The following is a 23,494-nucleotide window of genomic DNA, read 5'->3' as shown; positions in this document are numbered from 1 at the left end:
AACTGTCGAGAGACTCTCGACCTCGTCAGCCCGCGCGCGCGTGCCGGGCGCCCGACTGGCGATCGCGTCGCAGCGCGAAGCCGAGGGCGCTGGCCGAGCGATAGCCCGTGCGCAGGGCCGTCGCTTCGAGCGGCAGGCCGCCGCGCAGCAGGCGCTGGGCGGCGTCGAGCCGGCGCGCGCGCAGGTAGGCCTGCGGCGACAGCCCCGTCAGTTCGAGCAGCCGCGCATGGAAGCGCTGCGGGCTCAGGAAGAACAGGGCCGCCATGCGCGCGGTGTTCCAGGGCTCGTGCAGCGCGCCGCCGATGGCGGTGTCGAGCCGTGCCAGGTCGATGCTGCGGCGCGCGAGGATGGAGGGCGCCTCGAGCACGTGCGCCAGGTGCTGCGCGGCCCGGGCCGGATCGACGTCGTTCCTGCAGGCGGCCGTGACCGCGAAGCGCCGGATGCGGTCGACGCCCGTGGCGGGGGGCGTGTCGATGACCACCATGCGCACGCCGCGCGGCGACATGAAGGTGTGGGCCACGCCCGCCGGAATGATCATTCCGCAGGAGGTGTCGGTGAAGGCGGCGCGGCCGCCGATCTCCAGCTCCATGCGGCCGTCGAGCGCGAACATGATCTGCGCGTGCGCATGGTCGTGGCCGGCGTATTCGCCCGCGTAGTTGCGCACGCTGTAGGCGATCCCGGGGACGAGCGGACTGTGCATGCCCGCGATTGTGCCCAGGCCTCGCGAACCCCGGCGCGCCGACGGCCGGGTCAGCGTTCCGGCCAGCGCTGCGGCACCCGGCGCAGCTTCGCGAGGTCGTAGCCCAGGGCCTCGATCTTGCGCAGCGCCTGCGCGTAGGCCTCGGGCGCGAGCTCGGGCGTGCGTGCCATCAGCCAGACGTGGTCGCGCTTGCTGCGCGCGACGATGGTGCTCTGGTAGTCGGGCGAGACGTCGGCGATCAGGTACTCGGCCTGGATCGGCCAGATGAACTGCATGCCCCAGACCGCGTTGCCGGTGCCGGGCCGCACGGTGGCCACCGGATGCAGGGTCTTGACCGGCGCGTCGAAGCTGCCGTCGCGGTAGCGGAAGTCGGTCTGGATGCGGCCGTCGGGCCGCAGCGCGTAGGACTCGACGGCGTTGAACGCGTTCTTCTCCGGAAAGGTCGGGATGTTCGCGATCACGTACCAGTCGCCCATGAAGCGCGCGATGTCGACCGCCGGCAGCGGCGCGATCGTCGGTGCCGGCGTGGCGCAGGCCGTGAGCGCGGCGCACGCGCACAGGGCGAGCCAGCCGAGCGGGTGCCTGGGGCGCGCCGCGGGGGCGCGTTCGGGGTGGGGGTGTGGAAGGCGGGTCATCCGGGCAGTACGCGGCAGCGAGCCGACTGGATCCCCTGCCCGTGGCCGCAACCTATTCGGAGAGCCCGGCGCGCGCGAGCTCCACGTCCAGCCGCTCCTTGGCGTCGGCCGGCTGGAGCGCCGCGGCCTTCTCGTAGAGCCGCATGGCCTCGCCCATGCGCGCGTCGCCATGCAGCATCAGCAGCGCGCGCGCGTACTCCATCAGCGCGCTGGCCGAATGCGGATGCAGCGCGATGCCGTGCTCGAACAGCTCGACCGCGGTCTCGGCGCGCACGCCATAGGTCATGCGGCCGACCAGCGCGCCGACCTTGTCGATCACCTCGGCATGGAAGGCGCCCAGCGCGACATGGGCGTCGGCATGGCGCGGCTCGAGCGCGATCACGCGTTCGAGCGCCTCCTTGAGCCGCGTGCCCAGGCCCTGCGCGAGCGCGCGCGCCACGCTGATGCCCTGGCTGTAGCGGCCCATCGCATAGGCCTGCCAGTACAGGGCCTGGCAGTCGTCGGGCTCGGCCGCGGCCCGCGCGCCCGCGCGCTCCACCACCTGGCGGAACATCGAGAGCCGCACCGCCTCGCGCGGCTCGAGGTAGTTGGCGTAGATCGCGGTCGCCTGGTTGGCCAGCGCGAGGCCTTCGGCGCCGTGCAGCAGGCCGATGGCCGCGGCGCGTTCGAATTCGCCGCTGTGATAGAGCGCCCAGCCTTCGGCCAGTGCCGCGTTGTGCTCTGGGGCCGGCATCGCGTGGCCGGCATGCAGCCGGCTCCAGTGCGCGATCAGGCTGCTGGCATCGAAGCGCGGCACGTCGGCGTAGGGCAGGGGCGCCCACGGGCCGGCGTGGCCGGAGGCGCCGCCGGCGGGCGCGGCGGACGTCGGCGGGAGCGGTTTGAAATCGTGGGGGGACATGGTTCAGGCAGCCAGATCGGCGGGGGTCGCGGCGGGCGGGCTGCTGGCGGCATCTTCGCCGCCGTAGGCCCGGCCCAGTGTCAGCAAATGGCGCCGTTGCTCGGCGCCCAGGTAGGGCGCGAGCTGGTGCAGGGTGTGGCGGGCGCCGCGCAGCAGCGCGGCCTGCGCATGGGCCGGCTCGAGCGCCTGGCGCGGGTTGCGCACGTACTCGTAGCTGAGCCAGTAGGTCAGCACCACCACCATGCTCTGCGCGAGCGTGTCGACCTCGTGGGCGTCGATCTCGAGGTGGCCGGCGCGGCCCAGGCCGGCGATCAGCTGGCGCATCGCGCGCACCTTGTGCTTGAGCACGAGCTGGAACTGGGTCTCGAGGTGCCGGTTCTTGCTCAGCAGGTCGTTGAGGTCGCGGTAGAGGAAGCGGTGGCGCCAGATCAGCTCGAACAGGCTGTGCATGAAGAACCAGGCGTCCTCCACGTCGTGGATGCCCTCGCTCGCATGGAGCAGCTCGCCGAGCTCGGTCTCGTAGCCCTCGTAGAGCTTGTTGATCAGCTCTTCCTTGGCCGGGTAGTGGTAGTAGAGGTTGCCGGGACTGATGTTGAGCTCGCCGGCCACGAGCGTGGTGGAGACGTTCGGCTCCCCGAAGCGGTTGAACAGGTCCAGCGCGGCTTCGAGAATGCGTTGTGCAGTGCGGCGTGGCGCTTTCCTGGCCATGTCGGTGCTCCCGGGTTGTCTCTTGGAAACACTCTAGCGCAGGAACGCCGCGCGAAGCGCGCGGGGGGACATTGATTTGCGAGGCACTGCGTTTGTGCAGTGCCGCATGCGCATGGCGTCGTGCTACGCCTCTTCGCGCATTCGGCGCCGGAATCGGCCGCTTCGAGGCCGGAAAGCGGCTTTATTCGGTGCCGCTCGATTTGCTGCGCCGCACCGTGGCCTTGCGTGCCGGTGTCTCGGCCGACTTGGCGTGGCGCGCGGCGCGGGCACCGCGCGCCGGACTGGCGGCGGGTTTCGCGGCGCCGCGCAGGGCGGCCAGCTCGGCCTCGAGCGCCGTCACGCGTGCCTGCAGCGCGGCCACCTCGGCCGGCGGCGGCATGCCGAGCTTGTCGAGCGCGCGCGCCACGCGTTCCTCGAAGATGTTCTCGAGCTTGCCCCACTGGCCCGCGGCCTTGGTGCCGAACTCGTTCGCGAAGCCGGCCATGCGGGCCTGGGCCTGCGACAGGGTTTCCTCGGCCGCCTGCTGGGTGCGCTTCTGCATGCCGGCGCCGTCCTTGACCAGCGACTCGAAGGCCTTGCTGCCCTCCTGCTGCATCTTGGCGAAGGCGCCGAGGCCGGCCAGCCAGATCTGCTGCGCGGAATCCTTGATGCGGTCGGAGGTCTTGTCGAAGCGGTCGTCGTCCTGGGTGGCCATGTGCGGTCCGAATGGAGGAGGGAGGGGGAGGGGCGGTCTGCCGGAAACCGCCGAACTCTAGCCGCGCGGGCCGCGCGCGGTTAGAGCCTTTTGCCTATTCAGGTCTTTGGCGGACCGCTCAGGGGTTGCCCGAGGCCGCGCGGCTCGCGTCGAGGTGCGCCCGCGCGCGCTCGGCCAGCGCCATCTCGCCCGGCGTGCCCGGCACGTAGGCCTCGACCGGCAGCGGCCGGCCGTGCGAGTCGACCGAGACGAAGACGATCAGGCACTCGGTGGTCTTCTCCATCGCGCCGCCCTTCATGTCGCCGCTGCGTACCTCGACCGAGATGTTCATGCTGGTCTTGCCGGTGTAGGCCATGCGCGCCTCGACCTCGACCAGGTCGCCGATCATGATCGGGCGGTGGAAGCGGATGCTGCCGATGAAGGCGGTGACGCAGTAGCGCTTGGCCCAGCTCGTGGCGCAGGCGTAGCCGGCCTCGTCGATCCACTTCATGACCGTGCCGCCGTGGACCTTGCCGCCGAAGTTGACGGTGTTGGGCTCGGCGAGGAATCGCAGGGTGATGGAAGACATGCTGTGCCTTTTGCTTTCGGAAGGGGCCGTGGGGGCCGGAACGGGGGGAGGCGATTATGCGAGGGCGCGCATGACGGTTCGACCGCCGCCCGTCGTCCCGGCATGCCCGCCGGGCTGCAAGCGCCATGCCATCGGCTCAGGCCGGGCCCGCCGCCTCGCCTTCGTTGAACAGCTGCGCCAGCGTGCGCCGCAGCCAGGCATTGCCGGCGTCGGCATGGAAGCGCTCGTGCCAGTGCTGCTTGACCGCGTACGAGGGCAGTTCGAACGGCGGCTCGAGCAGCTGCACCGGTTCCTGCGTGGCCAGCACCTGGCCGAGGATGCGCGGCACCACCACCAGCAGCTCGGTGTGGGCCACGATCCGCGCCACGCTGAGGAAGCTCGACAGCCGCGTCACCACGTGGCGCCGCAGCCCGAGCCGCGCGATGGTCTTGTCGACGATCGCATGGCCGGTGCCCGAGGAGGCCACCACCGCGTGCGCCTCGGCCTCGAAGCGCTTGCGCGTCAGCCGGGCGCCCACGCGCGGATGGTTGCGCGCCGCCAGGCAGACGAAGTTCTGCATGAACAGCGTCTGCTGGTAGAAGCCGGCCTCGAGCTGCGGCATGAAGCCCACCGCGAGGTCGACCGCGCCGTCCTCGAGCCGGCGGCCGCTCTCGGTCGAGATGATCTCGGTCTCGATGCGCACGCCCGGCGCCACCTGCCGCAGGTGGCCGAGCAGGCCCGGCAGCAGCACCACCTCGCTGATGTCGGTCATGCAGATGCGGAAGCTGCGCTCGGCCGTGGCGGGGTCGAACACCGCGCGGCCGCCCTTGGCGCGGTTGAGCCGGTCGAGGATGTCGAGCACCAGCGGCTGGGTCTGGCGCGCATAGGGCGTGGGCTCCATGCCGCGCGAGGTGCGCACGAACAGCTTGTCGCCGAAGTGGGTGCGCAGCCTGGCGAGTGCCGTGCTCGCGGCCGACTGCGAGATGCCGAGCCGCTCGGCGGCGCTCGAGACGTTGGCGGTCTTGTAGACCTCGTCGAACACCAAGAGCCATTCCAGATCGAGTTGTGCCATGGGCGCGGCCCTCGCCGTGTGCGGCCCGCGGGCCACCATTATCGAAAAACAGGATCGGAGCTATCGCCGGTCCCCCATTGCGCCAATAGTAGTGCGGGCGGATGATCCCGTTGATTCGGAAGTTCTAACCAAAAGGCCGGCGTCCCAGGTCGCCGCCGCGCCATGCACCGCGAGAGACACGCCATGAACCCCTCCACCGCCCGCGCCGCGCCCTCCAATGCGGATGAGCGCCGCGACTACTACGACCGCATCCGCCCGCTGCACCTCACGCCGCTGTGGGAATCGCTGCATGCGCTGGTGCCGCGCGAGCCGCAGACGCCCTGCGTGCCCGCGCTGTGGCGCTACGACGAGATCCGCCCGTTGCTGATGGAGTCGGCCGACCTCATCACCGCCGAGGAGGCCGTGCGCCGCGTGCTGGTGCTCGAGAACCCGGCGCTGCCCGGCAACTCCTCGATCACGCAGTCGATCTATGCCGGGCTGCAGCTCATCATGCCGGGCGAGGTGGCGCCCTCGCACCGCCACGTGCAGTCGGCGCTGCGCTTCATCGTCGACGGCCAGGGGGCCTACACCACCGTGGGCGGCGAGCGCACCACCATGTACCCGGGCGACTTCATCATCACGCCCTCGTGGGCCTGGCACGACCATGGCAACGAGGGGATCGAGGGCGTGGTGGAGCCGGTGGTCTGGCTCGACGGCCTCGACATCCCGATGCTGCGCTTCTTCGACGCCGGCTTCGCCGAGAACGACGACGCCAGGGTGCAGCACGTGGCGCGGCCCGAGGGCCACAGCCTCGCGCGCTTCGGCCACAACATGGTGCCGGTGCGGCACGACCACGCGTCGCAGACCTCGCCGATCTTCAACTACCCCTATGCACGCAGCCGCGAGGCGCTGGCGCAACTGCAGAAGCAGGAAGCGCCCGATGCCTGGCTGGGCCACAAGCTGCGCTACATCAATCCGCTGACCGGCGGCTCGCCGATGCCGACCATCTCGACCAACCTGCAGCTGCTGCCCAAGGGCTTCGCGGGCAAGACGCACCGTGCCACCGACGGCACGGTCTACAGCGTGGTCGAGGGCCATGGCAGCGCCGAGATCGCGGGCCAGCGCTTCGAGTTCGGGCCGCGCGACACCTTCGTCGTGCCCTCGTGGGCGCCGCTGCGGCTGCACGCGCCCAACGGCGACTGCGTGCTCTTCAGCTTCTCGGACCGGCCGGTGCAGCAGGCCATGGGGATCCTGCGCGAAGCCTTCCTCGAGAACGCCTGAGTCCCGGCCCTTTTCGTTTTTTTCCTTTCCCTCGACCGTTGCCGCCCCACGCGGCAGGAGCCCTCATGTCCTTCGTCTTCACGCCCCCTTCCATCGTCGGCCTGCCCATCGTCGGCAGCGACAAGCAGTTCCCCGTGCGCCGCGTCTACTGCGTGGGCCGCAACTACGCGGCCCATGCGCGCGAGATGGGCTTCGATCCCGACCGCGAGCCGCCGTTCTTCTTCTGCAAGCCCAACGACGACGCCTCGGTGGTGCCGGTGGCCGAGGGCACGACCGGCGCCATTCCCTATCCGGCGCTGACCGCCAACTACCACTACGAGGCCGAGCTGGTGGTCGCCATCGGCAAGGGCGGGCGCGACATCCCGGTGGAACAGGCCGCGAGCCACATCCACGGCTATGCCGTCGGCCTCGACATGACGCGCCGCGACCTGCAGATGAAGATGCGCGAGCAGGGCCGGCCCTGGGAGATCGGCAAGGCCTTCGACTTCTCGGCGCCGATCGCGCCGCTGCGCACGCTGGCCGAGGTGGGCGAGATCGATGCCGGCGAGATCCGCCTCGAGGTCGACGGCGAGGTGCGCCAGAAGAGCGACATCACGCACCTGATCTGGTCGGTCAACGAAGTGATCGCCAACCTGTCGACCCTGTTCGCACTGCAGCCCGGCGACCTGATCTTCACCGGCACGCCCGAGGGCGTGGGCGCCGTGAAGGCCGGCCAGACGATCAAGGTCAGCATCGAGCGGCTGCCGTCGCTCCGCGTTCGCATCGACTGAGCGAGCCGCGCATGAGCCCGACCCCTTCCCCCACCGTGCTGCTGGTCGGCGGCGGCATCGGCGGCATGGCCGCCGCGCTGGCGCTGGCACGCCTGGGCGTGTCGATCGACCTGCTCGAGCAGAGCGCCGCCATCGGCGAGATCGGCGCCGGCCTGCAGCTCGGCCCCAATGCCTTCGCCGCGCTCGACGCGCTGGGCGTGGGCGAGGCGGTGCGCCGGGGCTCGGTGTTCACCGACCGGCTGGTGATGATGGACGCGGTCGACTGCTCGGAGGTGGCCTCGGTGCCGGTCGGCGAGGCCTTCCGCGCGCGCTTTCGCAACCCCTATGCCGTGAGCCACCGCGCCGACCTGCACGGCGCGATCCACGAGGCCGTGAAGCAGCATCCGCTGATCCGCTTCCACACCTCGGCGCAGGTCGAGAGCCTCGACACCCGGGGGCAGGGCGTGGTCGCGGTCACGCGCGACGGCCGGCGCTTCCAGGCCGATGCCATCGTCGGCTGCGACGGCGTGAAGTCGGTGGTGCGCGCCGCGCTCATCGGCGACGCGCCGCGCGTGTCGGGCCACGTGGTCTACCGCGCGGTGGTGCCGGCGGCCGACATGCCGGCCGATCTGCGCTGGAACGCGCCCGTGGTCTGGGCCGGCCCGAACTGCCACCTGGTGCACTACCCGCTGCGCCATGGCGAGCAATACAACCTGGTCGTCACCTTCCACAGCCGCGAGCGCGAGGAATGGGGCGTGACCGACGGCAGCAAGGAAGAGGTGCTGTCGTACTTCGAGGGCGTGCATGCGCGCCCGCGCCAGCTGCTCGATCGCCCGACCTCGTGGCGCCGCTGGAGCACCGCCGACCGCGACCCGGTCGAGCGCTGGAGCGAGGGCGCTGCCACGCTGCTGGGCGATGCCGCGCATCCGATGATGCAGTACCTGGCGCAGGGCGCCTGCATGGCGCTCGAGGACGCGGTGACGCTCGGCGAGGCCGTGAAGGCCTGCGACTTCGACCTGCCGGCCGCCTTCCGGCTCTACGAGGCGGCGCGCGTGGCGCGCACGGCCCGCGTGGTGCTGTCGGTGCGCGAGATGGGCCGGCTCTACCATGCCAAGGGCGTGGAGCGCCTGGTGCGCAACAGCCTCTGGCCGGGCCGCACGCCCGAGCGCTTCTACGATGCGGTCGAGTGGCTCTATGCCTGGCGGCCCGAGCGCTGCCTCGACGACGCGCCCGAGGCGCTGCGGCCCCAGGCCACCGCGCTTTCGCCGCACTGACACCCGACGCCTTCAAGATCCACAACCATCGAGGCCCCAGGCCCACGGAGACAAACGACCATGAATTTCCCACGCGCACTGCTGACCGGCCTTCTCGCCCTGACCTCGCTGGCCATGGCCGGCGGCGCGGCGGCCCAGGCCGGCGACTATCCGAACAAGCCCGTGACCCTGGTCACGCCCTTCGCGGCCGGCAGCGGCCCCGACGCGGTGCTGCGGCTGGTCTCGGACAAGCTCTCGCGGCTGTGGAACCAGCGCGTGCTGATCGACAACCGGCCCGGCGGCGGCGGCTTCATCGCCATCGACCAGGCCCGGCGCGCCGCGCCCGACGGCTACACCCTGCTGCAGCTCGACAGCGAGCACGTGGCCGCGCTGCCGCACCTGTACAAGTCGCGCAACTTCGTGACCTTGCAGCACTTCGATCCGGTGGCCTCGCTGTTCCGCACGCCCTTCTTCGTGGCCGTGGGCAGCGATTCCAAGTGGAAGACCATGGGCGACCTGATCGCCGCCGCCAAGGCCGACCCCGACGCCATCGTCTACGGCTCCTGGGGCGTGGGCAGCCCGGGCCACCTGGGCGCGCAGCAGCTCGAGGCGCTGAGCGGCATCCGCATGCGCCATGCGCCCTACCGCGAGGTCTCGCAGCTGTATTCGAACGTGGGCACCGGCGAGGTGCCGTGGGCCTTCGCGAGCATCCCCTCGAGCCAGGGCATCTACAAGGCCGGCAAGCTGCGCTACATCGCCGTGGCCGCGCCCAAGCGCATTCCGCAGATGCCCGATGTGCCGACCATGGCCGAGGCCGGCGGCCCGGCCGGGCTGGAGGTCAATTCCTTCGTCTCGCTGCTCGCGCCCAAGGGCGTGCCGGCGGCCATCAAGGCGAAGATCAACGCCGACGTGGCGAAGGTCATCGCCGACCCCGAGATCCGCGCCCGCTTCGACACCTTCGCCTTCGAGCCGCTGGCCTGGTCGCCCGAGGAGATCGAGCGCCAGGCCGAGGCCAAGTCCAAGGTCTACGGCGAGCTGGTGCGCAGGGGCAACATCAGCCTCGAATAGCGGCCCGTGCCTTGCTTGGGGCAGTTAAGCTGCCCGCCTGTTTTGACACTTTTTGACATTTCTTCCTCCATGCACGCCACCAAGAGAGCCCTTCTGATCGCCTGCGGCCTGGCTGCCGCCTCGCTGCCGCTGGCCGCGAGCGCGCAGACGCCCGCCTGGCCCACCAAGCCCATCCGCCTGCTCGTGGGCTTCCCCGGGGGCTCCACGCCCGACATCGCCGCACGCACCATCGCCGAGCCGCTGTCGAAGGCGCTGGGCCAGCCGATCGTGGTCGACAACAAGCCCGGTGCCTCGGGCAACATCGCGGCCGACACGGTGGCCAAGGCCAGCGACGACCACACGCTGGGCGTCGTCATCAACGGCAACCTGACCTCGTCGAAGCTGCTCTACCCGAAGCTGCCCTACGACCCGGCCAAGGACTTCACCTACCTCTCGCTGCTCGCGACCGCGCCGCTGGTGCTGGTGGCGCAGAACAACCTGCCCTCGGGCGAGGCCTTCTTCGATGCCGGCCGCAAGGCGGGCAACAAGTGGAACTACGGCTCGGTGGGCATCGGCTCGGTCGGCCACCTGGGCATGGAGCTGCTCAAGAGCCGCGTGCCGGGCTTCAACCCCGAGCACGTGCCCTACCAGGGCAATCCGCAGGTCATCACCGGCATGCTCGGCGACCAGATCCAGATGGGCCTGATCCCGCCCGGCGTGGCCATGCCGCAGGTCAAGGCCGGCAAGCTCAAGGCCATCGGCCTGACCGCCGGCCGCAGCGCGCTGGTGCCCGAGGTGCCGCCGCTGGCCAACGCCGGCGTGCGCGACTTCAACCTCGAGGTGTGGGTGGCGCTCCTGGGCCCGGCCAACCTCTCGAAGACCGCGCAGGCGCGCATCGGGCGCGAGCTCGAGGCCGTGATGAAGCAGCCCGAGGTGCGCCAGAAGCTGTTCGAGCAGGGCTGGCAGGCCGTGGGCACCTCGCCCGACGGCATGCGCGCGCGCGTCAACGACGAGGCCGCGATCATGACCAAGATCATCTCGACCAAGGGCATCACTCTCCAATGACGGCTGCAATGACGATGGCCGAGCCGTCGCGTTCGCTGCCGGTGTTCGGCAGCTACGACGTGGTGGTGGTCGGCGGCGGTCCCGCCGGCATCGCCGCCGCCGTGAGCGCCGCGCGCCACGGCGCGAGCACCCTGCTGGTGGAGCGCTACGGCTTCCTCGGCGGCATGGGCACGGCGGGCGGCGTCACCAACTTCGCGGGCCTGTACGGCAAGCGGCGCGGCCAGATGACGCAGCTGGTGCGCGGCGTGGTCGACGAGCTGGTCGAGCGCATCGCCGCGCTCAACGGCATGAACGATCCGCAGGACGGCATGGGCGGGCGCATCCGCGTGCGCTCGTACGACACCTCGGCCTACAAGCTCGCGGCCGACCAGTTGCTCGAGGCGGCCGGCGTGAAGCTGCTGTTCCATGCCTTCGCGGCCTCGGTGATCCTCGAGGGCGAGCGCATCGCGGCGCTGGTGGTCGAGACCAAGTCGGGCCGGCAGGCGATCCGCGCCAATGCCTTCGTCGACGCCAGCGGCGACGCCGACGTGGCGGCCTTCGCGGGCGTGCCCTTCGAGGTCGGCGACGGCCACGGCAGCGGCCTGTTCCCGACCACCATGTTCCGCATCGGCCAGGTCGACGCGCCGGCCGCGCTCGAGGCCGTGGGCGAGTTCAAGGCCATCAACGACTTCATGGCGCGCGCCGAGGCGAGCAAGCCCGGCGCCTACCGCTTCCCGCGCGAGGGCGCGATCCTGCGGCCCAACAAGGACCCGCGCGAATGGCGCGCCAACGTCACGCAGATCCGCAATGCCGAGGGCCGCGCGATGAACGGCGTCGATGCGCGCGAGCTCACCGAGGGCGAGCTCGAGGGCCGGCGCCAGATCGCCGAGTACTTCCGCTTTCTCAAGGCCGAGGTGCCGGGCTTCGCGCAGTCGGCCATCGTCGAGATCGCGCCGCAGGTCGGCCTGCGCGAGACGCGGCGCATCCAGGGCCTGTACGCGCTCGAGCGCGAGGACATCCTGTCGTCGGCGAAGTTCGACGACACCATCGGCCTCAATGCCTGGCCGATGGAGATGCATGCCGATGGCCGCATCGAGTGGGCCTTCCCGCGCGATGCCGACAACGCCTACAACCACCTGCCCTGGCGCATGCTGGTGCCGCGCACCGTCGCCAACCTGCTGGTGGCGGGCCGCTGCGCCTCGATGACGCACGAGGGCCAGTCGGCCGCGCGCGCCAGCGGCGGCTGCTTCGTGATGGGACAGGCCGCGGGCACGGCGGCCGCGTCGCTGGGCAGCGGAGCGTTTGCGAACGTGGACGTGGCCGCGCTGCAGGCGAAGCTGGCGGCGGACGGGGTCGATTTGGATCGCTGAGGGAGCGGGATCGGACAGCCGGACGCAGAGGGCGCGAAGGTTTCGCGAAGGACGCAAAAAAGAAACCTGAAAAAGGTGGGCTGTCGTCGAGGCGCCGCCGCGCTCCCTTCGAGGCGAGCCTTGCTCGGGGCGCCGCGGTCGATCGGGCGCGGCCCACATCATTTCGGCTGTTCTTTCGCGTCTTTCGCGAAACCTTCGCGTCCTCTGCGTACGGTTCCCGCTTTCGGGCTTCCTGCGCGACAGCCCCCTGGCCCCATGTTTGCTATCGTTTGCGGTTCTTTCCCGTCCAGACCGCTTCCGATGACCCCCGATCCCGCCACCGCCGCCCGCCTCGTCCAAGACCTCGTCGCCTACATGCAGCTCGAACCGCTGGGCGGCGACCGCTTCCTGGCGCAGAGCGAGGACATCGGCACGCCAGCCGTGTTCGGCGGGCAGGTGCTGGGCCAGTCGCTGATGGCGGCCAACCTCACGGTCGGCGCCGACCGGCCCGTGCATTCGATGCACGCCTACTTCCTGCTGCCGGGCGAGCATGCGCCCATCGAGTACAGCGTGGACCGCGTGCGCGATGGCCGCAGCTTCACCACCCGCCACGTGGTGGCGCGCCAGCAGGAGCGCATCATCTTCGAGATGTCGGCCTCGTTCCAGACCGTGGACGAGGGCGTCGAGCACCAGATCGACATGCCCGAGGTGGCCGGCCCCGAGGGCCTGGTCAGCGAGCTCGACCAGCGCATCGCGCTCGGCGACCGGCTGCCCGAGCCCTGGCGCAGCAAGGCGATCGAGCCGCACGGCATCGAGTACCGCCGGGTCCAGCCCGACGACCTGCTCGCGCCGGTGCCGCGGCCCGCGTCCGACAGCGCGATCTGGATGCGCGCGATCGCGCCGTTGCCCGACGACCCGATGGTGCACCGCGCGCTGCTGGCCTATGCCTCCGACCACGGCTTGCTGCGCGCCGCGATGCTGCCGCACGGCCTGAGCTTCATGACCGGCCAGGTGCGGCCCGCGAGCCTCGATCACGCGATGTGGTTCCACCGCGACTTCCGTTTCGACGACTGGCTGCTCTACGTGCTCGACTCGCCGAGCGCGAGCGGCGCGCGCGGCCTGTGCCGCGGCAGCATCTACGCGCGCGACGGCCGGCTCGTGGCCTCGACGGCGCAGGAAGGCATGCTGCGCATCAGGGCGCTGAAGAAGGGGTAGACCCCAGCCTCAGAAGGTGTGGGCGATGCCGAGCTCGAAGCCCGTCGACCGGCCGCCCGCGAAGTTGCCCGCGTTGACCGCGGGCCCGCCGGGCAGCGCCATGAACGAACGCCCGCGGTTCTCGATGCGCGCCGCCTGGGTGTAGAGCGTGGTTCGCTTCGACAGCGAGTGCGCGTAGCCCACCACCCACATCGCACCGCCGTTGCCGTCGACGGGACCGGCCACGGTGCCGGGCGCGAGCTGGGTCGTGACCGCGCCCGACAGCCGCGTGCGGCCATGCGAGAGCTGCACCTTGCCGGTCTGGACCGGCACCGTCGCGGCCAGCATCCAGTTCGCCTGCCGGCTGCCGGCCGCGCGGAACTGGCGCCAGGTGCCGGCCAGCCGCACGGCACCGAAGTCCCAGGCCAGGGTGGCGACCGAATCGTCGAGCCGGTTCGTCGGCGTTCCGGCGCGCAGCTGCACGTCCGAGACCGAGTGCGCGACCGCCGCGCTGAAGGGCCCGCCGGCGTTGTAGGCGAGCCGGATCTGCCGCAGCCGCGCCGCGCCGGTGGCGACGACCTCGTTCTCGCGCAGGGCAAGGGCGAGCGTGCCCGAGAAGCCGTTCACCCTGGGGCTGAAGTACTGCAGCATGTTGCGCGCGTAATGCAACGTGGTGTCGTTCTTCGAGAGCGGGCCGAACACCGAGCGCAGCGGGCCGTTCTGCAGCGTGTCGTAGAGGTTGCCCGAGCTGCCCATGCCGATGTTGAGCCAGGGATCGTTCTCCATCCAGGTGACGTAGACCGGATGGAGGTCGTAGCCCAGGCGCAGCGTGCCCCAGCCGGGACCGAGGATCTCCACGTAGGAGCCGCGGTTCCAGAACTGGCCCGGCATGCTGGTCGAGCCGGCATTGCCGGTGTCGACGCCGACCAGGGTCTCGAGCTTGATGCCCACGCGCAGGCCGTCGCCGAGGTCCTCCGAGCCGCGGATGCCGAGGCGGCTGGTGCGGTAGCCGCCGCTGGACAGGCTGTCGATCGAGCCGACGCCGCTGTTGCTCACGTGGCGAAAGCCCGCGTCGACGATGCCGTAAAGCGTGAGCGACGACTGCGCATGGGCCTGCGATGCAAGGCCCGCGCACAAGGGCAGCGCGAACCGGAAAGCTCCGAACTTCATGATCTCCTCCTTGGGGTGGCGTGGAATGGGCGACAGCGCTCCGCCCAGGGGCGATGGGCCCCTGGGGTGCTGTTCTTCGCGGCCCGCGGGCCGTGGGTGGGGAAGGCGGCGCCTGCGCGGCGCTAGGGTTCCGGCTTCGGGAAGGCGCGGGCCTTCATCCGGGCGCGGCCTCGGCGGCCACCGGGTTCGACAGCAGGCCCACGCCTTCGATCTCGATCTCGATGCGGTCGCCGGGCTTCATCCACACCGGCGGGTTGTGCGCATAGCCCACGCCCGAGGGCGTGCCCATGGCCACCACGTCGCCGGGCTCGAGCGTCAGCGCCTCGCTCAGCAGCACCAGAGCCTGCGCCACCGTCACGAGCATGTGGTCGGTACGGTCGCTCTGCATGACGCCGCCGTTGAGGCGCGATTCGATCCGCAGCCCGCTCGCGCCGGGCGGCAGCGCCGAGGCCGGCACCAGCCACGGGCCGAAGGCACCAGTGCCGTCGAAGTTCTTGCCGATGGTCCATTGCGCGGTGCGGCGCTGGTAGTCGCGCAGCGTGCCGTCGTTGAAGCAGGCGTAGCCGGCCACGGCGTCGAGTGCTTGCGAGAGCGTGAGGTGCCGGGCGCGGCGGCCGATGACCACGGCCAGTTCGGCCTCGAAGTCGAGCTTGTCGGACACGCGCGGGCGCACCAGCGGTGCCTCGTGCGCGATCAGCGAGGTGGCGCCGCGCAGGAAGAAGCTCGGATAGTCGGGCGCGGCATTGCCGCCCTCGGCCGCGTGCGCGGCGTAGTTCAGGCCCAGGCAGATCACCTTGCCGGGGCGCGCCACCGGCGTTTCCCAGCGCACCCGCGCGGGGTCGAGCAGGGTGGCGCGCGACAGCATGGCCGCGCCCGGGCCCGAGGCCACGAGGTCCTGCCAGGCCGTGTCGTGCGCGCCGGCCGGCACCTCGGCGCCGAGGCCCCAGAGTTCGCCATGGCGTTCTACCGCCCACTGGAGGACGCCGTCCGCGGGCGTCACGCGTGCATAGCGCGCCATGTCAGAGGCTCCCCGCCGGATGGGCGGCCAGCACGGTGCCGGCCGCTTCGCCGAAGCCGACGCGCGCGCGCCCCGGCGCCTCGCACCAGCCGCGCAGGATCACGCGGTCGCCGTCGTGCAGGAAGGCGCGCCGTTCGCCGCTGTCGGCCAGCACGACCGGCTCGCGGCCGCGCCGGCTCAGCTCGATCAGGCTGCCGGCCTCGGGCGCGGTCGGCCCCGAGATCGTGCCGGTGCCGATCAGGTCGCCCGCGCGCAGGTTGCAGCCGCCCACCGTGTGGTGCGCGATCATCTGGCCGATGCTCCAGTACTGGTGGCGGAAGTTGGTGCGGCTCAGGCGCGAGGCCGGCTTGCCTGCGGGCTCGAGCCAGGCCTCGAGCTCGATGTCGAATGCGCCCGCGGCGCGATGGCCCGCCGACTCGAGATAGGGCAGCGGCTGCGGATGATCGGCCGGCCGGCGCCAGGGCACGCTGAACGGCGCCAGCGCATCGAGCGTGACGATCCAGGGCGAGAGCGTGGTCGCGAAGTTCTTGGCCTGGAACGGGCCCAGCGGCGTCATCTCCCAGGCCTGCACGTCGCGCGCCGACCAGTCGTTGAGCAGGGTGAGGCCGAACACATGGTCCATCGCATGGGCCAGCGCAACGGGCGTGCCGCGCGCGTTGCCCCGGCCGATGACCACGCCGAGCTCGAGTTCGTAGTCGAGCATCTCGCAGGGCCGCAGCACCGGCGGCTCGTCGCTAGAGGGCCTGGCCTGGCCCCACGGGCGATGGATGCGCTCGCCGCTCACGCCCAGCGACGAGCTGCGGCCGTGATAGGCGATCGGCATCCACTGGAAGTTGGGCGCGAGGGCCGCGGGCGGATTGCGCAGGCGGCCGCCGTTCTCGGCATGGTGGATCGAGGTGTAGAAGTCGGTGAAGTCGCCGACGCTGATCGGCAGCGCATGCTCGATGTCAGCGAGCGGAACGAGCGCGGCCTGCAGCGCCGCCGCCTTCGGATGCGGCTCCTGCGCATCAAGCAGGCGCACCAGCGCATGGCGCAGCGCGCGCCACGCGAGCGGACCCAGCGCGAGCAGTTCGTCGAGCGTCGAGCCGCCCGCGGCGCTCGCGGCCTGGCCGGCCAGGCCGTCGAAGCAGCCGCGCGCCTGCGCCTCGGCCAGGCACAGGGCCTGGTCGCCGATCGCGATGCCGCCCTGGAACGGGCCGTTGCCGCCCTTGCGGCGGAACACGCCGAACGGCAGGTTCTGCAAGGTGAAGTCGCAGCCGGGCGCGTGCGCGGACGCGACGATGCAGCGGCGCGCGGGGTCGTGGGTGAAGTCGAGTGCCATGGAATCCTCGCTGGAGTGGATGGACGGTGCGTGGATGACGATCAGCCCGCGTTCAGGCGTTCGTCGAAGATCGCGACGGCGCGGGTCCACCCGGCGGAGGCGCTGCGGATCTTGTGCGGGAAGCAGGCGACGTGGAAACCGTCGGCGGGCAGTGCCTCGAGGTTGTGCAGCTTCTCGAGGTGGCAGTAGCCGATGTCGCGGCCGGCCTTGTGGCCTTCCCAGATCAGGCCCGCGTCGCCGGTCGCCTCGTACTTCTTCGCGGTGTGGACGAAGGGCGCGTCCCAGCTCCAGCCGTCGGTGCCCGTGAGCCGGATGCCGCGCTCGAGCAGGTACATGGTGGCTTCGTAGCCCATGCCGCAGCCCGAACTCACGTAGACCGGATCGCCGTAAAGCGCACCTGCGCGCGTGTTGATCATCACGATCTCGAGCGGCCGCAGCGCATGGCCGATGCGCGCGAGCTCGGCCTCCACGTCCTGGGGCTGGACCACGTAGCCGTCGGGCAGGTGCCGGAAGTCGAGCTTCACGCCCGGCTGGAAGCACCACTCGAGCGGCACCTCGTCGATGGTGATCGAGGGCCGGGGCTCGCCGAGCGACTTGTCCATCGTGCTGTGGAAGTGATAGGGCGCATCGAGGTGCGTGCCGTTGTGCGTCGACAGCGACACGCGCTCCACGGCCCAGGCCTCGCCGTCGGGCAGGTCTTCCTTCTGCAGCTTGGGAAAGAAGTTCGTGAGCTGGTGGTGCGAGTTCTGGTGGTGGAAGTACTCGATCTTCGGACCCTTGCCGGGCGGGTCCGAGAGCACGTCGTTCTCGAGGTAGATGGACAGGTCGACGAACTTGCGATGCATGGAGGTCTCCGAGGTGGGGTTCGTGGGGGATGGGGTTGTTCATTCGGGCGCGATGCCGGCCGCAGCCAGTGCCCTGGCCCACAGCGGTTCCTGTTCGCGGATGAAGCGGGCGAACTCGTCGCTCGACATCGGCATCGGCTCGCCGCCGAGGCCGCGCAGGAAGCTCGCGGTGTCCTCGCTCGCGAGGATCTGCTGCAGCGTCTCGTGCAGCTTGTCGACCACGGCCCTGGGCGTGCCGACCGGCACGACGAAGCCGCTCCAGCCCGTGAACTCGGTGGCGCCGGGCAGCACTTCGCGCAGGGTGGGCACCTCGGGCAGCAACGCGGCGCGGCGCGCCGAGGTGACCGCCAGCGCCCTGAGCTTGCCGGCGCGGATCTGCGGCAGCACCGCGCCGAGGTCGGTGAACAGCAGCGGCATCTCGCCCGAGAGGGTTTCGACCACCGCCTGCGGGCCGCTCTTGTAGGGCACGGCGACGATGTCGATGCCCGCGGCCTGCTTCACGCTCGCGCCCGCCACCGCGCCGGTGGCATGCGAGTAGGCGTACGACAGCTTCCCCGGGTTCGCGCGGGCGTGGGCCAGCATCTCGGCGAAGCTGCCGAACGCACTGCCTCGCGGATTCGTGACGACCGCCGACGGTATCTGGAACAGGCTCGCCACCGGCACCATGTCCTTGCGCGGATCGAAGGGCAGGCGCTTGAACATGTGCAGCGCCGCCACCGTGTTGGTGTTCGAGATCTGCGTGATCGTGTAGCCATCGGGCGCGGCGCGAAGCCCCTGGGCCAACCCGATGGTGCCGGCCGCGCCGACCACGTTGTCGACCACGAAGGGCTTGCCGAGCGCCAGGCTCATCTTGTGGGCGAAGTGGCGCGTGACCGCGTCCGCCGTGCCGCCGGCCGGGAACGGCAGGATCAGCCGCACGGGCCTGGCCGGGTAGGCCTGGGCCCAGCAGCCCAGCGCGGGAAGGCCGAGCGCGAGTGCCGTGAGACCGGCGCGAAGCCAGCCCCGGCGTTGCGTCGAAGAAATCATGTCTCCTGCTCCTTGTGGTTGCCGGCGCATCGAGGCTGCCGGTCGGGATGAATCGATGGATCGACGGTCTAGACGCCCAGCCCCGGCATGCCGCTCGGCAGGCCCAGCCGCACGCGGCCGTAGGCCGGGCCCGACACGTCCCACTGCAGGCCGAACTGCGCGGCGCCGGCATGCACGTCGCGCCACATGCGCTGGATCGGATCGGCCTCCTGCAGGCCGGCGCCGCCGGTGCCCGCGAACACCAGGTCGACGGCCTGGGTGACGAGGCGCGCGCAGAAGGCCGAGTCGCGGCGCAGGCGCGCGCCGAGGGCGCCGGGGATGGCGGGATGGCTCTCGAGCGAATCCATCGCATCGCACCAGCTGCGCCGCGCGACGAGCTGCGCCGTGTCGAGCAGCGCCTCGACATGGGCGACGCGGTCCTGCACGCCCGGCAGCTCGGCCTGGCTGCGCGCGCCGACCGTGGTCTTGCGCTGCCGCGTGCGTTCGACGTACTCGTTGGCCGCCGCGCGCGCGGCACCGAGCAGCACGGGCAGCAGCACGAAGCCGCCGACGCCCTGCATGGTCACGCGGAACAGCGGCGCCGCGTGGAGGGCCAGGCCCGGCGCCTGCGCGGCGGCGACCTCGTCGAAGGACAGGCTGCGGTAGCCGGGCACGAGGGCCTTGCCGACGGCGACGTCCTTGCTGCCGGTGGCGCGCAGGCCCACCACGTGCCAGGTGTCGATGACCTCGTAGTCCTCGCGCGGCAGCAGGAAGTAGCGCGGCCGCGGCGGCTCGCCGGGCGCGTCGCTGGCCATGGCGCCGAGCACGCACCAGCCGCAGGGATCGATGCCGCTGGAGAACGGCCACTGGCCCTCGAGCTCGTAGCCGCCGTCGACCTGGCGCGCCGTGCCGCGCGCGAAGATGTACGAGGAGCCGACCAGCGTGTCGGGCGATGGGCCCCAGACCTCCTGCTGCGCCTCGTCCGGCCAGAGCGCGAGGAACTGGTGGTGATAGGCCAGGTTCGACAGCACCCAGGCGCTCGACGCGCAGCCCTGCGCGATCTCCGTGCAGATGTCGAAGAAATCGGCCGGGTGCAGTTCGGCGCCGCCCGCGCGCGCCGGCTGCAGGGCGCGGAACAGGCCCGCGCGATGGAAGTCGTCGATGGTCTCGTCGGGCACGCGGCGCAACCGTTCGGCCTGCGCGGCGCGTTGCCGCAGCACGGGCTGGAGTTCGCGTGCGCGCCGCAGCAGTTCGCTGGCGGCGGTGTCGGATGAAGTGCGGGGATGAGCCTGTGTTTGCATGGTCGGATGCGCCGGATGGTGAGTCGTTGCGACCGGATGCTAGTGATAGAACTATCAATTAATGATAGGGTTATCACCATGCGTGCGGGCATCCAACGCATCCTGAATCAATTGTTAATCCCTCAGATAAGGCATCCGTCCCGCAGGCGCCTCGAAAGGCGGCTGAAAATTTTGGTGATAATCCTATAAAGAAAGATCGGGCTGCTCGATACGATCGCCCGAGGCCGGCAATCGCGCCCCAGGCCACTCACGGGAGTTCTTCATGGGCATTCGCAGACTCGAACACTTCAACATCCGCACCGAACGGCTCGAGGCCACGCTGGATTTCTATACGCGCGTGCTGCTGCTGCGCGACGGGCCGCGGCCCGGCAATCCGCCGCGCGCGACCGGCGCCTGGCTCTACGACGCGGACGACGTGCCCGTGGTCCACCTCACGGCCTTCGACCGCAACGATGCGCAGCGGCTGGCATGGATCGACGAATACCTGGGCCCGCGCGATCCCGATTCGCTGCAGGGCAGCGGGGCCATCGACCACGTGGCGTTGCTGGCCGAGGGCTACGAGGAGACCATCGCGCGCTGCCGGGCGCTCGGCGTGCCGTACCGCGAGCGCCTGGTCGCGGCGCTGGACCTGCGGCAGATCTTCGTCACCGACCCCAACGGGATCTCGATCGAACTCAACTACCGCTGAGCCGCCACGCCATGCATGCAGCCACCACTTCCGCCGTCGACCGCCGGCAGTTGCGCGACGTCTTCGGCGCCTACATCACGGGCGTCGCCGTCATCACCACGCTCGACGCCGAGGGCCGCCCCTGCGGCGTGACGGCCAACTCGTTCAGCTCGGTGTCGCTCGATCCGCCGCTGGTGCTCTGGAGCCAGGCGCTCAATGCGCGCAGCTTCCCCGCCTTCAGCCGGCACGAGCGCTTCGTCGTGAACGTGCTCGCGAAGCACCAGCTCGAGCTCTCGCAGCGCTTCGCGATTCCGGGCGCCGACAAGTTCGCCGGCGTCGATTGCCGCCCGGGCATCGGCGGCCTGCCGGTCCTCGCGGACTGCTGCGCCCATTTCGAATGCCGCAAGGTCACGACCTGGCCCGGCGGCGACCACGCGGTGTTCCTCGGGCTGATCGAGCGTTTCGAGCGCTCGGCCTCCGAGGGCCTGGCCTTCGGCGGCGGCCGCTACCTGGTCACGCGGGCCCATGCGGAGGCGGCGGGCGCGCCCGGGTGAACTGGTATCGTGCCGGCTCCCGCCGCACCGGCACCGGCCACCTTCCCAGCGACCTCGCATGCCACGCGCTCCTTCCGCCTCCAGCCCTTCGGATTCCGCGGCCCCCGCAACCGGCGGCGTCGTGCGCCTGCGGCGCGCCGACCGCGAGCGCGAGATCGTGCAGGGCGCGATCCAGTACTTCGCCGACGTCGGCTTCGCAGGCGACACCACGGGCCTGGCGCGTCAGCTCGGCGTGGCGCAGCCGCTGCTCTACCGTTACTTCCAGAACAAGGAGGCGCTGATCGAGCGCGTGTTCCAGGAGACCTTCCTGTCGAACTGGAATCCGCTGTGGGAGGAAATGATCCTCGCGCCCGAGCAGGCGGTCGCGCAGCGCCTGCTCGACTTCCACCGCGACTTCGCGCGCGTGCATTTGCGGCGCGAGCGCGTGCGACTGTCGCTGTTCTTCGCCCTGCACGGCTGGGACATGTCGCCGTACTTCCGTGTCATGCGCCAGCGCGTCTACGAACCGATCGCGCTCTCGCTGCGCCAGTACACGGGCGCCGGCCGCGATGGCCAGTCTTTCGCGGTGCAGGAGATCGAGCTCGCGAAGACGGTGGTCGAGAAGATCCAGTACCACGGCATCCGCCAGTGGGTCTACGGCCTGCCGGTGCCCGAGATCGAACCCGTGATCCAGGCCAGCGTGGCCAGCCTGCTCGACGGCGTGGGCGCGGTGTTGGGCAAGCCGGCGGCCAAGTCCTCGTGAACGCGGGCGCCTCCTAGGCGCCGCTGCTCAGGGCCAGCGGCGGATCCTGCGTGACCGCGCTGCCCGCGCGCTCGTCGAGCACGCGCTGGTAGTTGTCGCGCAGCAGGATGCCCGCGTAGTAGACGTGCTCGCGCATCAGCTGCTCGGCGCGCGCCGCGTCGCCGTCGATCACGGCCTGCACGATGCGGTGGTGGTCGTCGTGCGAACGCAGGATCACGCCGTGGTCGTGCCACAGCATGATGCGGTCGGAGGCGAAGGGCACGGCCTGTGCCTGCGCGCCGAAGCGCACCACCCACGGGTTGCGCGCGCCCTGCATCAGCGCGTTGTGCAGCGTCACGTTCATCTGCTGGTAGGGCGCGAGGTCGTCGAGCAGCAGCTGTCCCTTGGCCAGGATCTCGTCGCCGGTGCGCAGGCAGTCGCGCAGCAGCGCGGCGGTCGCGTCGTCCACGCCGAGCGCCGCGAAGCGCCGGCAGGCCAGGCCCTCGAGCACCGAGCGCACCTCGTAGGCGGCCAGGATGTCCTCGAGCGCGAAGGCGCGCACCAGATAGCCCTTCTTCGGCTGGTGATCGATCAGCCCTTCCATCGCCAGCGCGGCGAGCGCGGCGCGCACCGGCGTGCGCGACACCTTGAGGGTCTCGGCGATCGGCACCTCCTCCACCCGCGTGCCCGGCGTGAGCCGTCCGTGCAGGATCCAGGTGCGCAGCGTCTCGGTGACTTGTTGAGAGAGTGTGTCCATGTCAGGTATACATGATGCCGTGGAAACTGGTTCAATAGTCGTCGAATAAGGGAAAACGAGGGCGTGCAAAGATTGGCATGTATACACAATGCGGTCCTCGATTCACTTTCACGCCGCATCCGACGCGGCTTCGGAGACCTCGCATCCCATGGCGGAACATCATGCACAAGCCCCCGGCCGGCTGGCCCTCGTGACCGGCGGCGGCCGCGGCATCGGCGAGGCCGTGTGCCGGCGCCTCGCGGCCAGCGGCCTGCGCGTCGTCGTGGCCGACATCGACGGCGACAACGCGCGCGCCGTGGCCGCCTCGCTCGGCGCGGGCCACCATGCGCGCCAATTCGACGTGAGCGACGAGGCCGCGGTCGAGGCCGCCTTCGAGGAGATCGAGGCCGGCATCGGCCCGGTCGGCGTGGTGGTCTGCGTGGCCGGCCTGCTGCTGATGCCCGGCGGCGAACGCTCGCCGATCAAGGACACCTCGCTCGAGGACTGGGAGCGCACCTTCGCCGTGAACGCGCGCGGCGTGTTCCTCTGCGGCCGCGCCTACCTGCGCCGGCGCGAGGCGCGGCCGGTGGCGCACGGGCGCATCGTCACCTTCGGCTCGGTGGCCGCGCAGCTCGGCGGCTACCGCTCGAGCGCGACCTACATCGGCGCCAAGGCCGCGGTGCTGGGCCTGACCAAGGCCATGGCGCGCGAGTCGGCGCACCTGGGCGTGACCGTCAACTCGGTCGCGCCGGGCCTGATCGACACCGAGATGCTGCGCGGCACCGTGCAGAGCAGCGGCGCGCTGACGGCCGCGGCCGCCAACATCCCGCTCGGTCGCATCGGCACGGTGGACGACGTGGCCGGCGCGGTCGACTACCTGGTCTCGGAGCAGGCGGCGTACATCACGGGCAACGTGATCGACGTCAACGGCGGCTACCGCATGCAGTAAGGCCCGGCGCCAGCGACCGGGCGACGCCTTTCACTCACCCATACCAACGGAGACACG

Annotated in this window: 25 protein-coding genes; 11 read left to right on the top strand and 14 right to left on the bottom strand. The window is 70.9% G+C overall.

Features of this window, described 5'->3' with window-relative positions; genetic code table 11:
- Positions 1 to 25: 25 nt before the first annotated feature.
- From ACODT0_RS25665 to ACODT0_RS25635, 7 genes are all read right to left on the bottom strand, one after another.
- Complete coding sequence (locus tag ACODT0_RS25665; protein WP_489042613.1) at positions 26 to 700, bottom strand: helix-turn-helix domain-containing protein; 675 nt, start codon at positions 698 to 700, stop codon at positions 26 to 28.
- 50 nt (positions 701 to 750) lie between these two features.
- Positions 751 to 1,335, bottom strand: coding sequence for a lipocalin family protein (locus tag ACODT0_RS25660; RefSeq protein WP_296739645.1), 585 nt, complete (start codon positions 1,333 to 1,335; stop codon positions 751 to 753).
- A 52-nt stretch (positions 1,336 to 1,387) separates the two neighbouring features.
- Complete coding sequence (locus tag ACODT0_RS25655; protein ID WP_489042612.1) at positions 1,388 to 2,233, bottom strand: hypothetical protein; 846 nt, start codon at positions 2,231 to 2,233, stop codon at positions 1,388 to 1,390.
- A 3-nt stretch (positions 2,234 to 2,236) separates the two neighbouring features.
- Positions 2,237 to 2,941 carry a TetR/AcrR family transcriptional regulator gene (locus ACODT0_RS25650; RefSeq protein ID WP_489042610.1) on the bottom strand — a complete coding sequence of 235 codons (705 nt, stop codon included), beginning with the start codon at positions 2,939 to 2,941 and terminating at the stop codon, positions 2,237 to 2,239.
- A 181-nt stretch (positions 2,942 to 3,122) separates the two neighbouring features.
- A complete protein-coding gene (locus ACODT0_RS25645) occupies positions 3,123 to 3,635 on the bottom strand; it encodes a phasin family protein (protein ID WP_057594706.1) in 513 nt (170 codons plus the stop codon).
- Positions 3,636 to 3,753: 118 nt separating this feature from the next.
- The gene (locus tag ACODT0_RS25640; RefSeq protein WP_203203155.1) at positions 3,754 to 4,203 is read right to left on the bottom strand and encodes an acyl-CoA thioesterase; all 450 of its coding nucleotides are present in this window, start codon (positions 4,201 to 4,203) and stop codon (positions 3,754 to 3,756) included.
- Positions 4,204 to 4,339: 136 nt separating this feature from the next.
- Positions 4,340 to 5,254, bottom strand: coding sequence for a LysR family transcriptional regulator (locus tag ACODT0_RS25635; RefSeq protein WP_057594712.1), 915 nt, complete (start codon positions 5,252 to 5,254; stop codon positions 4,340 to 4,342).
- Positions 5,255 to 5,437: 183 nt separating this feature from the next.
- Between ACODT0_RS25635 and gtdA the strand changes: the two genes are divergently transcribed.
- The 7 genes from gtdA to ACODT0_RS25600 all read left to right on the top strand — a co-directional run bounded on the left by gtdA (position 5,438) and on the right by ACODT0_RS25600 (position 13,171).
- Entirely contained in the window at positions 5,438 to 6,514 is a 1,077-nt protein-coding gene (gene gtdA / locus ACODT0_RS25630; protein WP_479670996.1) for a gentisate 1,2-dioxygenase, read from the top strand.
- A gap of 65 nt (positions 6,515 to 6,579) precedes the next feature.
- Positions 6,580 to 7,284: a fumarylacetoacetate hydrolase family protein gene (locus tag ACODT0_RS25625; RefSeq protein WP_489042609.1), complete on the top strand. Its 705-nt coding sequence runs from the start codon at positions 6,580 to 6,582 to the stop codon at positions 7,282 to 7,284.
- Positions 7,285 to 7,295: 11 nt separating this feature from the next.
- Positions 7,296 to 8,537, top strand: a complete 1,242-nt coding sequence (locus ACODT0_RS25620) for a 3-hydroxybenzoate 6-monooxygenase (RefSeq protein ID WP_413762155.1) — start codon at positions 7,296 to 7,298, stop codon at positions 8,535 to 8,537.
- A gap of 60 nt (positions 8,538 to 8,597) precedes the next feature.
- Positions 8,598 to 9,584: a Bug family tripartite tricarboxylate transporter substrate binding protein gene (locus tag ACODT0_RS25615; protein WP_261212355.1), complete on the top strand. Its 987-nt coding sequence runs from the start codon at positions 8,598 to 8,600 to the stop codon at positions 9,582 to 9,584.
- Between the two features lie 69 nt (positions 9,585 to 9,653).
- Complete coding sequence (locus tag ACODT0_RS25610) at positions 9,654 to 10,628, top strand: Bug family tripartite tricarboxylate transporter substrate binding protein (RefSeq protein WP_261212357.1); 975 nt, start codon at positions 9,654 to 9,656, stop codon at positions 10,626 to 10,628.
- Positions 10,625 to 11,977, top strand: coding sequence for an FAD-dependent oxidoreductase (locus tag ACODT0_RS25605; RefSeq protein ID WP_261212358.1), 1,353 nt, complete (start codon positions 10,625 to 10,627; stop codon positions 11,975 to 11,977). Before ACODT0_RS25610 ends, ACODT0_RS25605 begins: the two co-directional genes overlap by 4 nt.
- Before the next feature lie 300 nt (positions 11,978 to 12,277).
- Positions 12,278 to 13,171, top strand: a complete 894-nt coding sequence (locus ACODT0_RS25600) for an acyl-CoA thioesterase (RefSeq protein ID WP_489042608.1) — start codon at positions 12,278 to 12,280, stop codon at positions 13,169 to 13,171.
- 9 nt (positions 13,172 to 13,180) lie between these two features.
- Here ACODT0_RS25600 and ACODT0_RS25595 read toward each other — a convergent pair whose 3' ends face one another.
- The 6 genes from ACODT0_RS25595 to ACODT0_RS25570 form a co-directional block, all read right to left on the bottom strand.
- Complete coding sequence (locus ACODT0_RS25595) at positions 13,181 to 14,320, bottom strand: porin (protein ID WP_261212360.1); 1,140 nt, start codon at positions 14,318 to 14,320, stop codon at positions 13,181 to 13,183.
- A gap of 154 nt (positions 14,321 to 14,474) precedes the next feature.
- The gene (locus ACODT0_RS25590; protein ID WP_489042607.1) at positions 14,475 to 15,338 is read right to left on the bottom strand and encodes a fumarylacetoacetate hydrolase family protein; all 864 of its coding nucleotides are present in this window, start codon (positions 15,336 to 15,338) and stop codon (positions 14,475 to 14,477) included.
- A gap of 1 nt (position 15,339) precedes the next feature.
- Entirely contained in the window at positions 15,340 to 16,659 is a 1,320-nt protein-coding gene (gene fahA, locus ACODT0_RS25585) for a fumarylacetoacetase (RefSeq protein ID WP_489042606.1), read from the bottom strand.
- Positions 16,660 to 16,700: 41 nt separating this feature from the next.
- Positions 16,701 to 17,504, bottom strand: a complete 804-nt coding sequence (locus ACODT0_RS25580; protein ID WP_093354286.1) for a cyclase family protein — start codon at positions 17,502 to 17,504, stop codon at positions 16,701 to 16,703.
- A 39-nt stretch (positions 17,505 to 17,543) separates the two neighbouring features.
- Positions 17,544 to 18,530, bottom strand: coding sequence for a Bug family tripartite tricarboxylate transporter substrate binding protein (locus ACODT0_RS25575; protein ID WP_489042605.1), 987 nt, complete (start codon positions 18,528 to 18,530; stop codon positions 17,544 to 17,546).
- A gap of 68 nt (positions 18,531 to 18,598) precedes the next feature.
- On the bottom strand, positions 18,599 to 19,810 hold the full coding sequence (locus ACODT0_RS25570) for an acyl-CoA dehydrogenase family protein (RefSeq protein WP_489042604.1): 1,212 nt from the start codon (positions 19,808 to 19,810) through the stop codon (positions 18,599 to 18,601).
- Between the two features lie 262 nt (positions 19,811 to 20,072).
- On the opposite strand from ACODT0_RS25570, the gene ACODT0_RS25565 reads away from it, so the two are divergent.
- From ACODT0_RS25565 to ACODT0_RS25555, 3 genes are read left to right on the top strand one after another with little or no spacing between them, the layout of a single operon-like run.
- Positions 20,073 to 20,498, top strand: a complete 426-nt coding sequence (locus tag ACODT0_RS25565; RefSeq protein WP_489042603.1) for a VOC family protein — start codon at positions 20,073 to 20,075, stop codon at positions 20,496 to 20,498.
- Positions 20,499 to 20,509: 11 nt separating this feature from the next.
- Positions 20,510 to 21,031: a flavin reductase family protein gene (locus ACODT0_RS25560; RefSeq protein ID WP_261212367.1), complete on the top strand. Its 522-nt coding sequence runs from the start codon at positions 20,510 to 20,512 to the stop codon at positions 21,029 to 21,031.
- Positions 21,032 to 21,089: 58 nt separating this feature from the next.
- Positions 21,090 to 21,773 (top strand): TetR/AcrR family transcriptional regulator, encoded by a 684-nt coding sequence (locus tag ACODT0_RS25555; RefSeq protein WP_261212369.1) that lies wholly within the window; start codon positions 21,090 to 21,092, stop codon positions 21,771 to 21,773.
- Between the two features lie 13 nt (positions 21,774 to 21,786).
- On the opposite strand, the gene ACODT0_RS25550 is transcribed toward ACODT0_RS25555, so the two are convergent.
- On the bottom strand, positions 21,787 to 22,509 hold the full coding sequence (locus ACODT0_RS25550) for a GntR family transcriptional regulator (RefSeq protein ID WP_261212370.1): 723 nt from the start codon (positions 22,507 to 22,509) through the stop codon (positions 21,787 to 21,789).
- A 148-nt stretch (positions 22,510 to 22,657) separates the two neighbouring features.
- On the opposite strand from ACODT0_RS25550, the gene ACODT0_RS25545 reads away from it, so the two are divergent.
- Entirely contained in the window at positions 22,658 to 23,437 is a 780-nt protein-coding gene (locus tag ACODT0_RS25545; RefSeq protein WP_057594697.1) for an SDR family NAD(P)-dependent oxidoreductase, read from the top strand.
- Positions 23,438 to 23,494 lie beyond the last annotated feature (57 nt).

It is taken from the genome of Variovorax sp. FG153 (genome assembly GCF_057809595.1).
The sequence above is the reverse complement of the archived record's forward strand: the minus strand, read 5'-3'. Positions and strand labels throughout refer to the sequence as shown.

Bases quoted from the DNA above. Each gene is read 5' to 3' on its own strand.
- ACODT0_RS25665 (WP_489042613.1), bottom strand. From the start codon at position 700: ATGCACAGTCCGCTCGTCCCCGGGATCGCCTACAGCGTGCGCAACTAC.
- ACODT0_RS25660 (WP_296739645.1), bottom strand. From the start codon at position 1,335: ATGACCCGCCTTCCACACCCCCACCCCGAACGCGCCCCCGCGGCGCGC.
- ACODT0_RS25655 (WP_489042612.1), bottom strand. From the start codon at position 2,233: ATGTCCCCCCACGATTTCAAACCGCTCCCGCCGACGTCCGCCGCGCCC.
- ACODT0_RS25650 (WP_489042610.1), bottom strand. From the start codon at position 2,941: ATGGCCAGGAAAGCGCCACGCCGCACTGCACAACGCATTCTCGAAGCC.
- ACODT0_RS25645 (WP_057594706.1), bottom strand. From the start codon at position 3,635: ATGGCCACCCAGGACGACGACCGCTTCGACAAGACCTCCGACCGCATC.
- ACODT0_RS25640 (WP_203203155.1), bottom strand. From the start codon at position 4,203: ATGTCTTCCATCACCCTGCGATTCCTCGCCGAGCCCAACACCGTCAAC.
- ACODT0_RS25635 (WP_057594712.1), bottom strand. From the start codon at position 5,254: ATGGCACAACTCGATCTGGAATGGCTCTTGGTGTTCGACGAGGTCTAC.
- gtdA (WP_479670996.1), top strand. From the start codon at position 5,438: ATGAACCCCTCCACCGCCCGCGCCGCGCCCTCCAATGCGGATGAGCGC.
- ACODT0_RS25625 (WP_489042609.1), top strand. From the start codon at position 6,580: ATGTCCTTCGTCTTCACGCCCCCTTCCATCGTCGGCCTGCCCATCGTC.
- ACODT0_RS25620 (WP_413762155.1), top strand. From the start codon at position 7,296: ATGAGCCCGACCCCTTCCCCCACCGTGCTGCTGGTCGGCGGCGGCATC.
- ACODT0_RS25615 (WP_261212355.1), top strand. From the start codon at position 8,598: ATGAATTTCCCACGCGCACTGCTGACCGGCCTTCTCGCCCTGACCTCG.
- ACODT0_RS25610 (WP_261212357.1), top strand. From the start codon at position 9,654: ATGCACGCCACCAAGAGAGCCCTTCTGATCGCCTGCGGCCTGGCTGCC.
- ACODT0_RS25605 (WP_261212358.1), top strand. From the start codon at position 10,625: ATGACGGCTGCAATGACGATGGCCGAGCCGTCGCGTTCGCTGCCGGTG.
- ACODT0_RS25600 (WP_489042608.1), top strand. From the start codon at position 12,278: ATGACCCCCGATCCCGCCACCGCCGCCCGCCTCGTCCAAGACCTCGTC.
- ACODT0_RS25595 (WP_261212360.1), bottom strand. From the start codon at position 14,320: ATGAAGTTCGGAGCTTTCCGGTTCGCGCTGCCCTTGTGCGCGGGCCTT.
- ACODT0_RS25590 (WP_489042607.1), bottom strand. From the start codon at position 15,338: ATGGCGCGCTATGCACGCGTGACGCCCGCGGACGGCGTCCTCCAGTGG.
- fahA (WP_489042606.1), bottom strand. From the start codon at position 16,659: ATGGCACTCGACTTCACCCACGACCCCGCGCGCCGCTGCATCGTCGCG.
- ACODT0_RS25580 (WP_093354286.1), bottom strand. From the start codon at position 17,504: ATGCATCGCAAGTTCGTCGACCTGTCCATCTACCTCGAGAACGACGTG.
- ACODT0_RS25575 (WP_489042605.1), bottom strand. From the start codon at position 18,530: ATGATTTCTTCGACGCAACGCCGGGGCTGGCTTCGCGCCGGTCTCACG.
- ACODT0_RS25570 (WP_489042604.1), bottom strand. From the start codon at position 19,810: ATGCAAACACAGGCTCATCCCCGCACTTCATCCGACACCGCCGCCAGC.
- ACODT0_RS25565 (WP_489042603.1), top strand. From the start codon at position 20,073: ATGGGCATTCGCAGACTCGAACACTTCAACATCCGCACCGAACGGCTC.
- ACODT0_RS25560 (WP_261212367.1), top strand. From the start codon at position 20,510: ATGCATGCAGCCACCACTTCCGCCGTCGACCGCCGGCAGTTGCGCGAC.
- ACODT0_RS25555 (WP_261212369.1), top strand. From the start codon at position 21,090: ATGCCACGCGCTCCTTCCGCCTCCAGCCCTTCGGATTCCGCGGCCCCC.
- ACODT0_RS25550 (WP_261212370.1), bottom strand. From the start codon at position 22,509: ATGGACACACTCTCTCAACAAGTCACCGAGACGCTGCGCACCTGGATC.
- ACODT0_RS25545 (WP_057594697.1), top strand. From the start codon at position 22,658: ATGGCGGAACATCATGCACAAGCCCCCGGCCGGCTGGCCCTCGTGACC.